This is a genomic window from Christiangramia sediminis (genome assembly GCF_020552705.1).
Classification (GTDB): Bacteria; Bacteroidota; Bacteroidia; order Flavobacteriales; family Flavobacteriaceae; genus Christiangramia; species Christiangramia sediminis.
Genome location: NZ_JAJBZG010000005.1, coordinates 12241 through 29301 on the forward strand (window position 1 = coordinate 12241; position 17061 = coordinate 29301).

The window sequence follows — 17061 nt, forward strand, 5'->3', positions numbered from 1 at the left end:
TTATGTTGTGTTGAATTAGATTTTAATATCCCGGATTCTGAGTAAGTTCAGGATTAGCATCAATTTCTCTTAATGGTATTGGCAGCACTAAACTGTTTGCATTATAATCTATGTCTCCAACATCCATTTTTAATCTTTTAGCATCAAATAAAGCAAAGCCTTCAAAAGCTAATTCCCTTCTTCGTTCCTTCAAAATTTCATCCAGATCTACAGAATCAAACAAGCTGGCATTAGCTCTTTCTCTAAGAGTATTTATGTCTTCTAAAGGGGTTGCACCCACTTCGGTTCCTAAACGTTCATTCGCTTCGGCTCTTATGAGATACATTTCAGCTAAACGAATAATAGGAATATTCCCAAACTGATTTTGCCATTTTGTGGTGGCAGTGCCATCATCAGTAGTATAGAAGAAATTTGCACGGTCATCTTCCATATCATCATATTTATCAAAATGAACCTCATTCACAGAAATATCTGGATTACCCACTCTTCCTCCAAAATCTGATCCGGCCCAGTAAACATTAAATCCCTGCTCACTTGCATCCTGACCTGTGACCTGAATTGCAAAAAGATCTTCGGAAGAGTTTACCGAATTATTGAAAGCCTCCTCAAAAGTTGCAGTTAGAGAAGCTCCGCTGTTTTCTATAACCTCATTGGCGGCATCACGTGCACCTGCATAATTTCCCATCTCCAGATACACCCTGGCCAACAAGGCCTGGGCACTATATTTATTAGCAAAATAGTCATTATCTTCAGCTAGAAGAGCATTAGCATCTGTAAGATCTGATAATATAAAATCGTAGACTTCCTGAACGGTATTCCTCGCAGGATAAGTAATTGAAGAAGCATCAAGAACAGGCTCCGTTACAATAGGCACACCAAGCTGTGTATTCCCCCCATCCTGATCATAGCGTTGCGAGAACAATCTAACTAAATCAAAATAAGTAATGGCTCTTAGAAATTTCGCATCTCCTTCAACTGCATTTCTTTCAGATTCATCCTCAAAGACGTCAAGGTTACTCAATACAATATTTGCCTGATTATTAATATCATAAGCATTCATCCAAATATCTTCGACAAAACCATTATCAGCCAGGATAGCCTTTTCGTTATACTCCCCAGGACCTACAAAAGTACCATTCCAGGAAAGATCTCCTTCATTCCCAATTAATTCGGAAGCGATTGCGATACCCCCGCCGTAACTATCGCTGGATCTCAATTCTCCATAAATATTATTTAGGATGGTCATTAGGTTTGCCGGAGTTGAAGTTGCTACCTCCGGAGAAAGATTTTGTTCCGGTTCTATATCAAGATTATCATCACAGGCAAAAAATAATATTGCCAGCAATGAGAATATAATTTTATAATTGCTCAATTTTTTCATAAATGATTTTTTATAGGTCAATATTAAATCCTAACGTAATTGTTCTTGCAGGCGGAGCGGAATAAAAAGTAATCCCTCTCTGTATGTTTGAATTCCCTAAGTTATCGTAAGAAGATTCTGGATCCCATCCACTATAATCTGTAATGGTTAGCAAATTTATTGCTGATAAATAAACTCTTAAGCGGTCTACATGGAATTTCTGTGAAACATTAGATGGCAGGGTATATCCAAAAGCGACATTTCTTAATCTTATAAAATCTGACTCCTCCAAATATCTCGAAGAATCCTGTTGCCCATTAGTACTGAATAAGCGAGCCTGAGGCACATCGGTTATATCACCAGGATTCTGCCATCTGTCTAATTGGTCTACTGTTTGGTTATCTTCATATCTCATATTTCCCGATTGAAATTTACCTCCGCTATTATATAGAGAAGCTCCCCACTCCCCCTGGAAAGTAAATGATAAATCAAAATCCCAAAATCTCAAGTTGTTTGTCAAGCCAATCATAAGATCTGGATACGGACTTCCCATAATAATTCTTTCAGCTTCACTATAATTTGCTGTGGTAGATCTATCTCGTGAACCATCCTCATTTAAAGTATTCCTATAGAACAAAGCATCTCCATTTTCTGGATCTACTCCAGCATATTCTACGATATAGAATGAAGAAATAGTTTCTCCCACTCTTACAATATTCTGTCCCGCAACAATATCACCTCCTGGCAAATCTGTTACCTCATTTTTTAAGGTTGAAAGATTAAAAGAGGTAGACCAGTTTAAATAGTCATTATCGATATTGGTGGTATTCAAAACAAATTCAAATCCGCTGTTTTTAAGCGATCCAACGTTTCTGGTTATACTTGGAAAACCAGAGGTTCCCGGAATTGGTTCATTTAGTAAAAGATCATTTGTTTTCTTTACATAATAATCTATTTCTCCAGAAATTCGATTGCTCAACAATCCAAAATCAAGACCTATATCTACCTGAGTAGTTCTTTCCCACTTTAGATCTGGGTTCCCCAACTGCACCGGCTTTAGTGCTGAACGTTGATTATAGGCTCTTCCTCCAAACAATCCTAAACTGGCGAAGTTTCCAATCCCGGCGTTCCCTGTTTCACCCCAACTACCTCTAAGTTTAAGAAGAGAGATCACATTTGAATCTTCCAAGAAGTCTTCTTCGGAAATTATCCATCCTGCCGAAGCTGCAGGGAAGAAACCGTACCTATTATCTGCACCAAATCTCGATGATCCATCATATCTCAAACTTCCCTTCATCAGATATTTATCAAATAACGAAAAGGTAGCCCTACCAAAATAGGAAAGGAAATTATATTTTGTTCGTGAAGATGTTCCAGAGGTAATTTCAGAAGCACTTTCTACCGTTTGCAGATCATCTGAGGGAAACCCAGTTCCTGACACAAACTGTCTCTTTCTTGTACTTTCCTCAAAACTCATCCCTGCTACAACCTCGAGATCATAATCCTCCTTGAAAGTTTTAGTATAAGTGAAATAATTATTCAGGTTATATTTATCTGACTGTACAGAGTTGGCATCAGCATATCCGTTGGTGGAGGCAGATTCAGTCAAACTTCCTGCAAAATATTCTTCAGTTTGGCCGTTATTGTCATATCCAAATTCAGATCGGAAACTAAGGCTTGGAATTATCTGATAATTTATATAGCTGTTCATCAACACCCTAAATATGTCTGAGTCCCAATCTCCATTATATTCCTGCATTAAAAAATTATAATAGATGGTAGACTCATTATTAGGAATTACACCTCCTTCTAAATAAGCAGGAGATATTGGAGCTTGCGCAACAGCCTGCAGAGGTGTGGAAAAAGAGTTATCGGTTCCTATTCGGGATATATGCGTTTTACTAACTCCTAGATTAAGCCCAACACTAAATTTATCTGAAATAGTGTGATCAAGATTACTACGCAAAGAGTAACGTTCCAGGTCGTTCCCTCTTATAATTGCTTCTGTTCTATTATATCCTCCGGAGATAAAAAATTGTGTTTTCTCGGATCCTCCGGAAACAGAAACGGTATGATCCTGTACAGAACCCTCTACCAAGGCGTAATCCTGCCAATCTGTATCTACAGCAAGGTTTCTCCAATCTGTACCATTCGCAATTTGGTCAAATCCTCCACCTTCTTCAGTATAGTACGTATCTTCTTCTCCATAAGAATTTGCATTGGCTTCAGAAAGCAATTCTATATATTGTTCCGCATTTAACCAATCTAATTTATTAGTTGCTGTACTCCAACCGGTAGAACTATTTATGGAAACTTTGGTTCTCCCTGATTTTCCTTGTTTAGTAGTAATTAGAACTACTCCATTTGTTCCTCGGGCCCCATAGATAGCCGCAGAAGATGCATCCTTTAAAATCTCTATAGATTCAATATCATTAGGATTTAAAGAAATTAAGGGGTTGATAGGCGCTTCACTAACACTCTCATCATCATTTATTAATGGCATCCCATCTATTACATATAAAGGCTCTTGAGACGAGGAAATACTGGAAATCCCTCGGATTCTCATTTTAACCCCTCCCTCAACTTTACCATTGATCTGGGTTATTTGAACTCCCGCAGCTTTACCAGTAAGTGCTCCCTGAAGACTGGGAATAGGAACATTATTTATTTCTTCCGATGAAATAGAGGCAATATTATCTGTGACCTTTCTTTTACTTTGAGTTCCAAAGCCTACTACCAATACTTCATCTAACTGAGCAGCGTCTTCTACCATTTGAATATTTATAGCATCTTCTGCTCCAACGGTGTACGTTTGAGTAGAATATCCAACGTAACTAAACGTTAAAACCTCTCCGTTCGTAACTTCCAGACTAAAATTTCCGTCAAAATCGGTTTGGGTTCCTCTATTTGTATTTTCTACGATCACATTTACACCTGGAATAGGAATACCCATTTCATCTGTAACTGTACCATTCAATTCCTTTTGCTGAGCGAAAAGAATTTGAGTAAGAAATAAAAAAAAGAACACACCTGCGTAGGGTAGTTTTTTCATCATATTTTTAATATTTAAAGTTTTATCTAAATTCTTAAATATTTATTAATATTCAAAAAAACCCTTAAAAATAAAGACGTAACACAGGATAAATATGGTATTACTAGAAATAATGCATCCGTTTTAGCAAATATTTAAATTTTAGATGAAAAATATTCTAAATAATTACCGCTTGAAAAAGCCCTTCAAAATGCTTTAGCAATTTTTTCTGAACTTCTTCCATATTCACCTTTTTTTGACCTAATTCAACATTTAAGGAAGTGACAGCCTTTTCTTTGATTCCACAGGGAATAATATTGTCAAAATACCCAAGATCTGCATTCACATTTAAAGCAAAACCATGCATGGTTACCCATCTGCTGGCCCTAACGCCCATGGCACAGATTTTCCGCGCAAATGGAGTACCTACATCTAGCCATACGCCAGTCTCACCGGGACTGCGTTCAGATTTTAATCCATATTCTGCAAGTGTAAGGATCACCGTTTCTTCAAGAAAACGCAGATATTTATGAATATCGGTAAAGAAGTTATCCAGGTCTAGAATTGGGTAGCCTACGATCTGCCCTGGTCCGTGGTAAGTGATATCTCCACCTCTATTGATCTTATAAAAAGAAGCATTCTTTGCCTTTAATTCATCTTCAGAAACCAGTAGATTGGTTGCATCCCCGCTTTTACCAAGGGTATATACATGCGGATGCTCTACAAATAATAAGTAATTTTTGGTGGGAACATCCTGCTCCTCTCTTCTATTTTTGATCTTTAGATCAAGCGTTTGTTTGAAAAGTTCCTCCTGATAATCCCAGGTTTCCTTATAGTCTCTAATCCCTAAATTCTGTACTTCTACCTTCTTATTCATAACCTATGACTTAGGATTGTTCAAAATGATGAGAGCAGCTATCACTCCAGGAATCCATCCAAGAAGAGTCAGTATCAAAACGATCAGGATAGAACCGCAACCTCTATCATATACGGCCAGCGGTGGGAATAGCACTGATAAAACAACTCTCCAAACACTCATTAAAAGTAAATTTTCATCTGTTTATACTTTTTTTAAAGGCCAGATGCAATTCGCCAATCAACATTCTTTGTAAACTCAAGACTTTTATAGCTCATTTCATGCAAAGATAGAATTATTATTTCGGCTTTTAATTGCGTTGTACGGCAGCCTGATAGTCACTATATTTGCACCCGCATTGTTGAATGCATAAAAAAAATTATATGCAGCAGTTATCAGAACAGGAACAGATTAGAAGAGAGAAATTAACGGCGATAAGAAAAGCCGGTATCAATCCATATCCTGCCGATCTATTTCCGGTAGACCATACTACCGCGAATATTAAGGAGAATTTTGAAGAAGGAAAAAAGGTAGTGATCGCCGGTCGGTTGATGTCACGTAGAATTCAGGGAAAGGCATCTTTTGCTGAACTTCAGGACTCTAAAGGCAAGATCCAGGTTTACTTTAACAGGGATGAAATTTGTACTGGCGAGGATAAATCGAAGTACAACGATTTCTATAAAAAATTGCTGGATATAGGTGATTTTATCGGTCTTGAAGGAGAGCTTTTCAAAACCCAGGTGGGAGAAATGACCGTCATGGTGAAAGATTTTCATCTTTTAAGTAAGGCACTAAGACCCTTACCACTTCCAAAAACTGATAAAGAAGGAAATACACATGACGGATTTAACGATCCAGAACAGAGATATCGTCAGCGCTATGCAGATCTTGCGGTAAACCCTAAGGTTAAGGAGATCTTCGTGAAGCGAACAAAATTGTTCAACGCTATGCGAAACTTCTTTAATGAAAGAGAATATTTTGAAGTAGAGACCCCAATTCTACAGTCAATTCCCGGAGGAGCTGCGGCAAGACCTTTTGTTACTCATCACAATGCCCTGGATATCCCTTTATACCTTAGGATTGCGAATGAACTTTATTTAAAAAGATTGATCGTTGGTGGATTTGATGGTGTGTATGAATTCTCTAAAAACTTCAGAAATGAAGGAATGGACAGAACTCATAATCCAGAATTTACAGCCATGGAGATCTATGTAGCCTACAAGGACTACAACTGGATGATGGAGTTTACTGAACAGTTGCTGGAGCATTGTGCGATAGCAGTAAATGGCACTACAGATGCTACTTTTGGAGAACATAAGATTAATTTCAAAGCTCCCTATAAGCGTCTTAGCATGACCGATGCAATTATTGAGTTCACTGGCTTCGATATCACTGGCAAATCTGAAAAAGAACTTTACGAAGCTGCTAAAAGCATGGATATTGAAGTAGACGAAACTATGGGTAAAGGAAAACTTATAGATGAGATCTTTGGAGAAAAATGTGAAGGGAAATTTATTCAGCCTACCTTCATTACAGATTATCCTAAAGAGATGAGTCCGCTTTGTAAAGAACACAGAGATAACCCTGAACTTACTGAACGTTTTGAACTTATGGTCTGCGGAAAAGAGATCGCAAATGCTTATTCTGAGCTTAATGACCCTCTTGACCAAAGAGAGCGTTTTGAAGACCAATTAAAACTTTCAGAAAAGGGAGACGACGAGGCGATGTTCATCGACAATGACTTTCTTAGAGCCCTTGAATACGGAATGCCTCCAACATCGGGACTGGGTATAGGCATGGATAGATTGATCATGTTCTTAACAAATAAACAATCTATTCAGGAAGTTTTATTCTTCCCGCAAATGAAGCCGGAGAAAAAAGCGGTAGAATTAAATGAAGAGGAAAAGGAAGTTTATAAACTTCTGAAAAATGATGAAGTTCATATCTTGGATACTATTAAAGAACAATCCGGGCTAAGTAATAAGAAATGGGATAAAGCCATTAAATCATTGAGAAAACATAAGATGATAGATGTTTTTAAAGAAGGAGAGACCTTAAGTATAAAAATCTTCTAATTAGATTGGAATATTAAATTGATAAAAGCCCTGTTCTCACAGGGCTTTTTTTATTAATCCCTGCAAACCAACATAGGTTTTAACATTTTTCACTTTAAACCATTTAGATTATTATCAGTCAAACGACTACCAAACCGGTGGATCTTTTAACTTTCAATTAAATTGCCACCCTAATTAAATTCAGTTATTCACCAAATAATTACTTTTTTATGATCAAGAAACAAAGTTTCAGGCTAATGCTTGTAGCCCTTTCTTTGTCTGTTTCCAGCTGTGCAGTTTTTCAACCGGAAACAAAATCTTCAGAAAGCACTAAAAACGGCGAAAGTGAAGAGAAGAAAGACGGAGACTTAAAACCCTACGCAAAAGTTATCACCAAGGATGCTAAAAGTGATAAGGGACTTTTCACAGTTCACGAAGTAGATAATAAATATTTCTACGAAATTCCGGACAGTCTTTTTAACCGCGAAATGCTTACCGTAACTAGAATTGCCAAAACCGCTAGCGGAATTGGATTTGGTGGAGGTAAACAGAACACACAAGTGCACAGATGGCAGAAAAAAGGAAATAAAGTACTTCTTAGAGTAGTTTCCTATGACATTTACGCCGCAGATACACTTCCAGTACATGAGGCAGTTGTAAATTCTAATTTTGAACCGATCGTTCAATCTTTCGATATTAAAACTGTGGGGAAAGATTCAATTTCAAAATCCACGGTGATCGAAGTAACCGATCTTTACACTAAAGATGTCCAGGCGCTTGGACTGCCAGACAGAACCAGAAAAGAATACAAAGTTTCAAGATTAGACGAAAGCAGGTCTTATATCGATACCATTAGAAGTTATCCTGAGAACATCGAAATAAGACACGTAAAAACCTATAATGCCGGTGAACCACCTTCGAATGAAAGTTTGGGATCTATCTCTCTTGAATTCAGTAATTCCATGATCCTTCTTCCAAAGGTTCCGATGGAAAGAAGATATTTCGACGAACGTGTAGGCTGGTTTACTACAGAACAAACAGATTATGGCTTAGAAGCTCAAAAGAGTGAGACTATTGAATATCTTGACCGTTGGAGACTTGAAGTTAAAGACGAGGATATGGAGAAGTTCAAAAATGGAGAACTTGTTGAGCCAAAAGAACAGATCGTTTACTATATAGACCGTGCTACCCCTAAGCAATGGGTGCCATTTATCAAGCAAGGGATCGAAGACTGGCAGGTAGCTTTTGAAGAGGCTGGTTTTAAAAATGCGATTATCGCAAAAGACGCGCCTACCAAAGAAGAAGATCCAGACTGGAGCCCGGAAGACGTTAGATATTCTGTAGTTAGATATCTGGCTTCTCCTATACCAAATGCTAACGGACCTCACGTGAGTGATCCTAGATCTGGTGAAATTTTAGAATCTGATATCAACTGGTATCATAATGTAATGACCCTGCTTAGAAACTGGTTCTTTGTACAAACTGCAGCTATCAACGAAGATGCTCAGAGTGTTGCTTTTAAAGATGAAGTAATGGGGAGATTGATCCGTTTTGTATCTTCTCACGAGGTTGGTCACACCTTAGGTTTACCTCATAACATGGGAAGTAGTGTTGCTTACCCTGTTGAGAAACTTAGAGATCCAGAATTCACGAAAGAATTTGGAACAGCTCCTTCTATCATGGATTATGCTCGTTTCAATTATATCGCGCAACCAGAAGATGGAGACGTTGCTTTAATGCCTGAAATTGGGGTCTATGATAAATATGCAATTAAATGGGGTTATAAGCCAATTCCTGGAAAAACAGCGAAAGAAGAAAAGTCAGTTCTTGATGAGTGGATCCTGGAACATGCAGGAGATGCTAAATATCGCTTCGGAAGACAGCAAGGAAACGTAATCGACCCTAGTTCTCAGACTGAAGATCTTGGTGATGATGCGATGCTGGCAAGTGAATACGGGATCAAGAATTTAAAGAGAATTGTACCTAAGCTAATTGAGTGGACTGCCGAAGACGGAAAAGATTATGAAGATCTTGACGATCTTTACGGCCAGGTATTATCTCAGTATAACCGATACATGGGACACGTTGCCGCTAATATTGGTGGTGTTTACGAAGAGTACAAAACCTATGATCAGGAAGGTGCCGTATATACTCACGTAGATGCTGAAAAGCAGAAAAGAGCTATGGAGTTCTTAAACGATGAACTTTTTGAAACTCCCGAATGGATGATCAATCAGGAAATCTTCAATAAGATAGAGTTCGACGGTAATATTGAACGTATAAGATCTATGCAACAGAGATCTCTTAATAACATCCTTGATTTCGGAAGAATGGCGAGATTGATGGAGAATGAAGAGATCAATGGTGATGAAGCTTATTCCTTAATGGATATGATGACAGATCTTAGAAGAGGTATCTGGAGCGAAGTATATAATGGTAGAACCATAGATCGTTACCGTAGAAATCTTCAGCGTGCTTATGTTGAAAGAATGGAATTCTTAATGACCGAAGAGCAGGATGAGATTCCGGCAAGATGGAGAAGCTGGATTACAAGAAGTAATGTTAATGTTTCTCAGAGTGATATAAGACCAATAGTTCGAGGAGAATTGAACACATTACAGAGACAATTGAGGAATTCTGTAAATTCTGGTGATCAGCTTACCCGTTACCACAAGCAGGATCTTTTAAAAAGAATAGATCTTATACTGAATCCAGTTAAATAGATCTTTAAAAAACCCTACTTTTTTAAAAGCTATCGTTGTTACAACGGTAGCTTTTTTTTGTTAAAGCATTGCTGATTTTAAGCCACATAGATTAATTTTAAGTAGGTGTAATTCTAAAAATCAGAGTGATGAAACAGATGCGTATAATTTTAGTTCTTGTATTTATTTCAGTTGGCGCATTTGCCCAGGGAGATAAAAAAGACAAAATGGAAAAACAGCATAAGACCCATAAGATGAGTGCTGATATAGATAATGAGGCGCATGCAATGATGTATGCCGATAAAATGACCACCCGCCTAAATTTAAGCCTGGAGCAGAAAGAACAGATTAAGCAGGCACAAATGAAGAGATTGGAAAGTCAAAAAGAAATGATGGCTGAGATGATGAACGAAAGTGGAAATAGGGGATCTGACAATGCTGAAATGAAAGAAGAAAGAATGAAGATTCAGGAGGATTTCAAGGGAGAAATGAAAGATATTCTGACCTCTGAACAGTATAAAAAATGGGAGCCCATGCATGAAAGAGATATGAAAATGCATGGAAAGATGAAAAATAAGGAAAAGAATAACAATCTGAACAAAGATAAAGACGATTCAGATTACTAATCTGAGATACCCATAATAAACAGGACTTTTGATCCTTTATTTTTAAATTTTTGTGTTTTCACAAATCAAATAACCACAAGCTTAAAACTAAGAAGAATGAAAAAATTGATCACAGCGATATTTCTTTTGTTAAGTATTACGGTCTTCGCGCAGGAAAAAGAAAGCCGCCGAGCTGATATTTCTGAAGACGAAATGGCGACACTTAGGGCTAAAAGATTAGCAATGCAATTGGATCTTAACGTGGAACAGCAGGAAAAACTTAAACTATTCTTTGCCAAAAGAATGGAATCCAATAAAGAGCTCAGGCAAGAAAGACAGAAGATGCGCGAGGAGCGAATGGAGATGACCGAAAAACAAAAAGCGGAATTACGTGAGATTCTTACTGAAGAGCAATATTTAAAATGGGAACAACTTCAGGAAAAAAGGCGAAAAGGAAGACAGCCTCCTAAGAATTAAAGAAAGAATTAAGTCTCATATTTTAATTGTTTATTAGGAAAAGGACCGGGAAAGGTCCTTTTTAATTTAAAAAGAATTTTACGAGCAAACCTCCTGCTAGCCATATATAGCATGCAAAAGCAAGATATTTCAAGGTGTTTTCTAAAGTTTTACTCTTAGGTGCCATTTCTTTCATGAACATTACATCATCTCTTTTAAAGAACCCCAGGTATAACATAAATCCTGAAATCGCGAGAAAAGCCATATTCAGCCAGAAAGTATAATTAATTTTAAAGTACTGGGTATTCTGAATTTTAACGGAAGACGGATCGGGTAAAGCACCAAAAAGATCAAATCCATAATGTAAAAGCAGCGAGGCTCCAATTAGGGAGATAAATAAAGGGAACAGGATAAAAAAGCTCATTTTCCATCCATAATATTTCGCATTGATCCTAAGTATAGGAAAAACCACTAGATCACTAAAAATAAAAGCCATAACCCCGGCAAAACTGACTCCCTTCCCAAATAATAATGCTGCCAGAGGAATATTTCCCATAGAGCCAATAAAAGTGATAAAGGCCACTAGGGGACCAACGATAATATGTTCTAGAATGGTGAAAAATCCGAAATTGGTATTTCCCTGTCCGCTATTGATAAAAAGTGTCTGAAAAAAAGAATCGGGAATAAAAGCAGCTACTATCCCGGCTATGGTAAAACCAACGGTTACATCTTTCCATACCATTTTCCACTCCATCCCATACTGCTGAGAAACTTTGGCCCAGCTGGTTTCCGATTTCATCTTTTTCTTCCAGGATTTATCTGAATTTTCATCGTCATCATCTTCGCTCTCCAATCTTTCTCTCGCCTTTTTAATAAGCTTTTTTGGGTTGATCACCCGTATCAACAACCAGCTGATGAGAATCAGGATAATCCCTCCTACATATTCTCCCACTACAAATTGCCAGCCCAGAAAGATTGAAATAATGATCCCTAATTCAATAACCAGGTTCGTGGATGCAAGTAAAAAAGCAATTGAAGAGACAAAACTCGCTCCCTTTTTAAACAGACTTTTGGTGGAAGCCAGAGCGGCGAAACTACAGGAGCTACTAATAAAACCAAAAAAAATTCCTAATAATAAACCCTTGGATTCTTCTTTACCCATGGTTTCCTGCATTTTCTTTTCGGTCACAAAAACCTGGATACAGCTACTTATTACATAACCCAGCGCGAAAGCCCATAAGGCCATCCAGAAAAATCCGGTAGTTGTATAAGCTGCTTCGCCCCATTTGCTTAAAAAGTCATTCATAATCAATAATTCTAATTAATGATTCATTTGGTTTCGCTGTCCCGATATTTAAGGATGATGCACTGAGCTTGTCGAAGTGCTTTTGTGTTATTTCGTTTAAGTAGAGTGGAAGAAATCTCTTTAAAAAGTACGAATTTTGATGAGATTTCTCCCACTGGTCGAAATGAGACCCAATAGAATACGGTCATTTCGAAGGAGAAAAGCGACTGAGAAATTTATTTTTCACTTCTCTCAAAATCTCTCCCTGCGTTCGAAATGACAATTCATTAATCCAACTTTGCACTTTTCAACCTCAACGCATTTGCGATAACCGATACAGAACTAAAGCTCATCGCCAGCGCAGCGATCATTGGGGACAATAATAACCCAAAAAATGGATACAGCACTCCGGCTGCAATTGGAACCCCAAGGGTATTATAGATGAGAGCAAAAAAGAGGTTTTGTTTAATATTCCTCATCACCTTTTCACTAAGTTTTATCGCTTTAAAAACGCCTTTCAGGTCACCTTTTACCAGAGTAACCTCGGCACTTTCAATAGCCACATCGGTTCCTGTGCCCATTGCGATCCCAATATCAGCCTGGGCAAGTGCGGGAGCATCGTTGATCCCATCACCGGCCATCGCAACTTTTTTACCTTCAGCCTGAAGCCTTTTCACTTCATCCATTTTATTTTGCGGTACCATTCCCGCTTTAAAATCGGCGAGGTCCAGTTCCTTAGCTACGGCGCCGGCCGTCTTTTCATTGTCACCGGTGAGCATGATCACCTTTATTCCTTCCTTCTGAAGTTCAATTAATGCTTCCCGACTTGTTTCTTTTATTTTATCTGAAATGGTAACAAAACCAGCTACTTTCCCATTAACCGATAAATAAGAGACCGTTTTCCCCTGTTCCTGCTCGGCAGAAACTTTTTTTCTGATATCTTCTGAAATTTCTGCATTTTCAGCCTGCATCAATTTATCATTGCCAAGGGCCAGTTGCTTTCCTTCAAATCTTGCTTCTACCCCTTTGCCTGTTACCGAATTGAATTCTGAAGCTTCTCCATATTCAACTTTTTCGGCATCGGCATATTTCAGCGTAGCAGTGGCAAGGGGATGTTCACTTTGAGCATTTACCGATGCGATCAAACGAATGATTTCGCTTTCAGAATATTCAGAAGAAACAGAAATAACTTTTTCCACAGAAGGCTTTCCTTCCGTGATCGTTCCCGTTTTATCAATAATTAATGTATCAATCTTATTCATTTCTTCCAGTGCCCGGGCATTCTTGATCAGAATCCCATTTTTAGCTCCTTTCCCTACCCCTACCATGACGGACATTGGAGTAGCAAGCCCCAAAGCACAGGGACAGGCGATAATGAGAACCGCAATAGCGTTTACCAATGCATATACATAGGCCGGATCTGGACCATATACCGCCCAGACTATAAAAGTGATCACAGAAATAGCTACCACAATCGGCACAAAATAAGCCGAAATCCTATCTGCCAGTTTTTGAATAGGCGCCTGCGAACGACTGGCTTCATTAACCATCTTTATGATCTGCGCCAGTAAAGTTTCATTTCCAACTTTTTCAGCAGTCATGGTAAAACTCTGATTTCCGTTAATGGTTCCAGAGCTTACTTTATCTCCTTCCCTTTTATCTACCGGAATAGGTTCTCCCGTGATCATAGATTCATCAATGCTGGATTTACCTTTTTTGATCATCCCGTCTACAGGAATTTTATCTCCGGGTTTTACTCTTAACACATCTCCTTTATGGATCTTATCTACAGAAATTGTTTCCTCTTTTCCATCAACAATTCTTACGGCTGTATTGGGAGCAAGTTTCAAGAGTTCTTTAATGGCAGAATTTGTTTTGCTGTGAGCCCGGGCTTCCAGAACCTGACCCATTAATACCAGCGTTAGAATTACCGTGGCTGCCTCATAATAAACATGTACAGTGCCCATATGGGTTTTGAATTGTGAAGGGAAAAAATCTGGAAATAACATTCCGAATACACTAAAGGCCCAGGCAACTCCAGCACCGATACCAATAAGCGTAAACATATTAAGGTTCCAGGTTTTTATAGACCTGTATGCTCTTTCGAAGAACATCCAGGTAGCATAGAACACTACCGGAAGAGAGAGTCCGAATTGCACCCAGTTCCAAATTTTCATGTCCGCCAGATCATAAAGCGGATTATTGGGAACCATTTCAGACATCGCGATCAGGAAGATGGGTAAGGTAAAGGCTACTGAGATCCAGAATTTTCGAAGTAATTTTTTATATCCTTTTTCCTCTGCTGAAGCTTCCGGCTCCAAAGGTACCAGCTCCATTCCGCAAATAGGACAGTCACCGGGTTCATCTTTCACTACTTCCGGATGCATAGGACATGTATATCCTCCCCTGCCGCCGCTGCCAAAGGAGGGGGAACTTAAACTCACCTCTTCAACCAGATCCATTCCACATACGGGGCAGTCGCCGGGCTTGTCGTAGGTTTTATCCCCTTCACAATGCATAGGGCAATACCATGAGCCTCCCCCCGACCCCCCTCCGGAGGAAGGGGGTTTTGATGGTTTTTCCTTTTGAGATATTTTAGTTCCTGGAGGATGAATATGATAGTTCCCGCCATCTTTCTGAAGAGCCTCCTCCAATTTCTCAATATTGATATGCTCTTTCATACTGATCTCAGCCTCTGCTTTTTCGAGATCTACAGCAGCTTCAATAACGCCATCTACTTCACTTAGGGTCTTCTCAACATGGGCGCGGCAACCATTGCAGGTCATTCCGGTAATCTTATAGGTATGCTGCATTGATTTTCCTGAAGAATGTTCAGGATTTTCAGGCAACATTATATGGTAATTTCCACCAGCATTCTCCAGAGCCTCTTCAAATTTTTCAATTTTAATATGTTCTCCCATACTGATTACAGCTTCCGACTTCTCCAGATTCACTGCAGCATTCGTCACCCCTGCCACCTCTGAAAGTGTTTTCTCTACATGGGATCTGCATCCATTACAGGTCATCCCTGTAATCTTATAGGTATGTTTCATTTTTATATCTCTTAATTCTTTAAAACGAAGATAATCATTGCGCTACAGGCAGAATTTCAATATTTGGGGGAATACTTTCAATTGGAAAGAAAAAACCCGGATTAAATATCCGGGCTGTTGTTTTTTACGCCAAAAAGGCTTCACATGCACTTACACATTCTTTACATGCTTTTGCACAATCCTGGCAATGTTGATGCTCATGTTGGGAACATTCATCTGCACAGGCCTGACATACTTTTTTACAGTATTCCACAAGACCTTTTACATCTTTATAATTAGTAGCCAGCACCTGATTTAAGGCAGAACAAACTTCAGCACAAACTTTATCTGTTCTTATACAATCTTTCATCATTTTCACATTGTCTTCATCCAGACAGGCGTCAGCGCAGTAATTACAATGGTTAATACAATTCCCTAATGCTTTAATTAATTTCTCATTTCTCATAATAAATTGATTTTTATTGGTTTAAACCAAAATTAAATAGGAAGCACGGGAGATCCTTTTAAAATTATGCTAAGTTCTTTCAGTTTTAAATTGAATTTAACTTAGAAAGAAGTTAATTAAGAACTTTTTATATCTACCTGGCTCCAATCCCATCCGTCCTGACGAATCAAAGCTTTAAATATTTTCCTGTTCCTGCTAACTTTTTCAGATGATTTTGCTTCCTTATGAAACTGAGAAACAAGCTCTTTTTCTATGAGTTTATCGGTTTTGGATACCGTAGGAGCTGATTGATCAGGACCTATATGAGTTACCTCTGTAATCACTTCAAAATAATTATCATAGGCCACCTCTAAAGGATAGATATGTTTATTTTCAGGCCGGATTTCTGTTTTCACCTTTTCAGAAATGATCAATAAAGCTTCATAAAGTCTGGCCAGTTGAAGAATAATGGTACTCTCCTCTTTATTATTATGGAAAAAATGAATTACCGGGTAAGCACGATGTTGCTGACTATATTTAATAAGGGAGTCTGAAATACCATCGACCTTATTAATTAGAGAATCGAAATTTTCCCCATTCCAACTTCTAATTAAAATTTCCTGAGGACTGCTTCCCAGAGTACTCAAGCTAATCCCAAGTTTACGTTGATCTATGACCGCAGAAAGAACCGGAATGAAATAAGTGACAGACATGGTAAGCAGGATAAGCCCGGTAAAGGAATACAGACTTGTGATCATCCTCCAGATATCTGCAGAAGCTATATAATCACCCATCCCCAAAGTAGATAATGTATAACCACTATAGTAAGAGATCTGCCCAAATGTAGCCGGGATTTTAGTAGTACTGTCTACAATAGCGCCGGGATGAGAATACAGTATAAGTACAAGGCTTGCCCATAGAAACACTACCCAGGTCAGAACAATGGAGATCAGTAAAATATAACCTGCATGAGCAAGAATTTTAGATTTTCCATTCCTACCGGAAACGGCAAGGAAAAGCTTCCAGAAAAGATGTGAAAACCTACTGGTTAACCAGCCCCCACCCTGCATGGATAAAGTTGTTTGAATAATATCGAGAACTATAGACACATAGAGGATCACCCCTATAATAAGATAAATTTCCATTCAGGTATTTTTTGGTGGGTCTATCAAACAAATTAATAAATCTAACCTGAAGTAAACAGTATAGAAATGCAAAATGATGCTAAAATTTGA

At 38.4% G+C, this 17061-nt stretch carries 12 protein-coding genes; 4 read left to right on the top strand and 8 right to left on the bottom strand.

The window, feature by feature from the left end:
• Positions 1-22 precede the first annotated feature (22 nt).
• From LGQ90_RS09445 to LGQ90_RS09460, 4 genes are all read right to left on the bottom strand, one after another.
• Complete coding sequence (locus LGQ90_RS09445; protein ID WP_229340478.1) at positions 23-1381, bottom strand: RagB/SusD family nutrient uptake outer membrane protein; 1359 nt, start codon at positions 1379-1381, stop codon at positions 23-25.
• A 10-nt stretch (positions 1382-1391) separates the two neighbouring features.
• Positions 1392-4415, bottom strand: a complete 3024-nt coding sequence (locus tag LGQ90_RS09450) for a SusC/RagA family TonB-linked outer membrane protein (RefSeq protein WP_229340481.1) — start codon at positions 4413-4415, stop codon at positions 1392-1394.
• 154 nt (positions 4416-4569) lie between these two features.
• Positions 4570-5268: a lipoyl(octanoyl) transferase LipB gene (gene lipB / locus LGQ90_RS09455; RefSeq protein ID WP_229340483.1), complete on the bottom strand. Its 699-nt coding sequence runs from the start codon at positions 5266-5268 to the stop codon at positions 4570-4572.
• A gap of 3 nt (positions 5269-5271) precedes the next feature.
• On the bottom strand, positions 5272-5430 hold the full coding sequence (locus LGQ90_RS09460; protein ID WP_229340485.1) for a YqaE/Pmp3 family membrane protein: 159 nt from the start codon (positions 5428-5430) through the stop codon (positions 5272-5274).
• Positions 5431-5630: 200 nt separating this feature from the next.
• Here LGQ90_RS09460 and lysS point away from each other — a divergent pair, with 200 nt between their 5' ends.
• From lysS to LGQ90_RS09480, 4 genes are all read left to right on the top strand, one after another.
• Positions 5631-7322, top strand: coding sequence for a lysine--tRNA ligase (gene lysS, locus LGQ90_RS09465; RefSeq protein ID WP_229340487.1), 1692 nt, complete (start codon positions 5631-5633; stop codon positions 7320-7322).
• Between the two features lie 209 nt (positions 7323-7531).
• Positions 7532-10024: a zinc-dependent metalloprotease gene (locus LGQ90_RS09470; protein WP_229340489.1), complete on the top strand. Its 2493-nt coding sequence runs from the start codon at positions 7532-7534 to the stop codon at positions 10022-10024.
• 128 nt (positions 10025-10152) lie between these two features.
• The gene (locus tag LGQ90_RS09475) at positions 10153-10629 is read left to right on the top strand and encodes a hypothetical protein (RefSeq protein ID WP_229340491.1); all 477 of its coding nucleotides are present in this window, start codon (positions 10153-10155) and stop codon (positions 10627-10629) included.
• 96 nt (positions 10630-10725) lie between these two features.
• Complete coding sequence (locus tag LGQ90_RS09480; protein WP_229340493.1) at positions 10726-11085, top strand: hypothetical protein; 360 nt, start codon at positions 10726-10728, stop codon at positions 11083-11085.
• A 61-nt stretch (positions 11086-11146) separates the two neighbouring features.
• Here LGQ90_RS09480 and LGQ90_RS09485 read toward each other — a convergent pair whose 3' ends face one another.
• From LGQ90_RS09485 to LGQ90_RS09500, 4 genes are all read right to left on the bottom strand, one after another.
• Positions 11147-12370, bottom strand: coding sequence for a permease (locus tag LGQ90_RS09485; RefSeq protein WP_229340495.1), 1224 nt, complete (start codon positions 12368-12370; stop codon positions 11147-11149).
• A 266-nt stretch (positions 12371-12636) separates the two neighbouring features.
• Positions 12637-15402: a heavy metal translocating P-type ATPase gene (locus LGQ90_RS09490; protein ID WP_229340497.1), complete on the bottom strand. Its 2766-nt coding sequence runs from the start codon at positions 15400-15402 to the stop codon at positions 12637-12639.
• A 124-nt stretch (positions 15403-15526) separates the two neighbouring features.
• The gene (locus LGQ90_RS09495; RefSeq protein ID WP_229340499.1) at positions 15527-15847 is read right to left on the bottom strand and encodes a four-helix bundle copper-binding protein; all 321 of its coding nucleotides are present in this window, start codon (positions 15845-15847) and stop codon (positions 15527-15529) included.
• 116 nt (positions 15848-15963) lie between these two features.
• Positions 15964-16971, bottom strand: a complete 1008-nt coding sequence (locus LGQ90_RS09500) for a potassium channel family protein (RefSeq protein WP_229340502.1) — start codon at positions 16969-16971, stop codon at positions 15964-15966.
• Between the last annotated feature and the right edge of the window lie 90 nt (positions 16972-17061).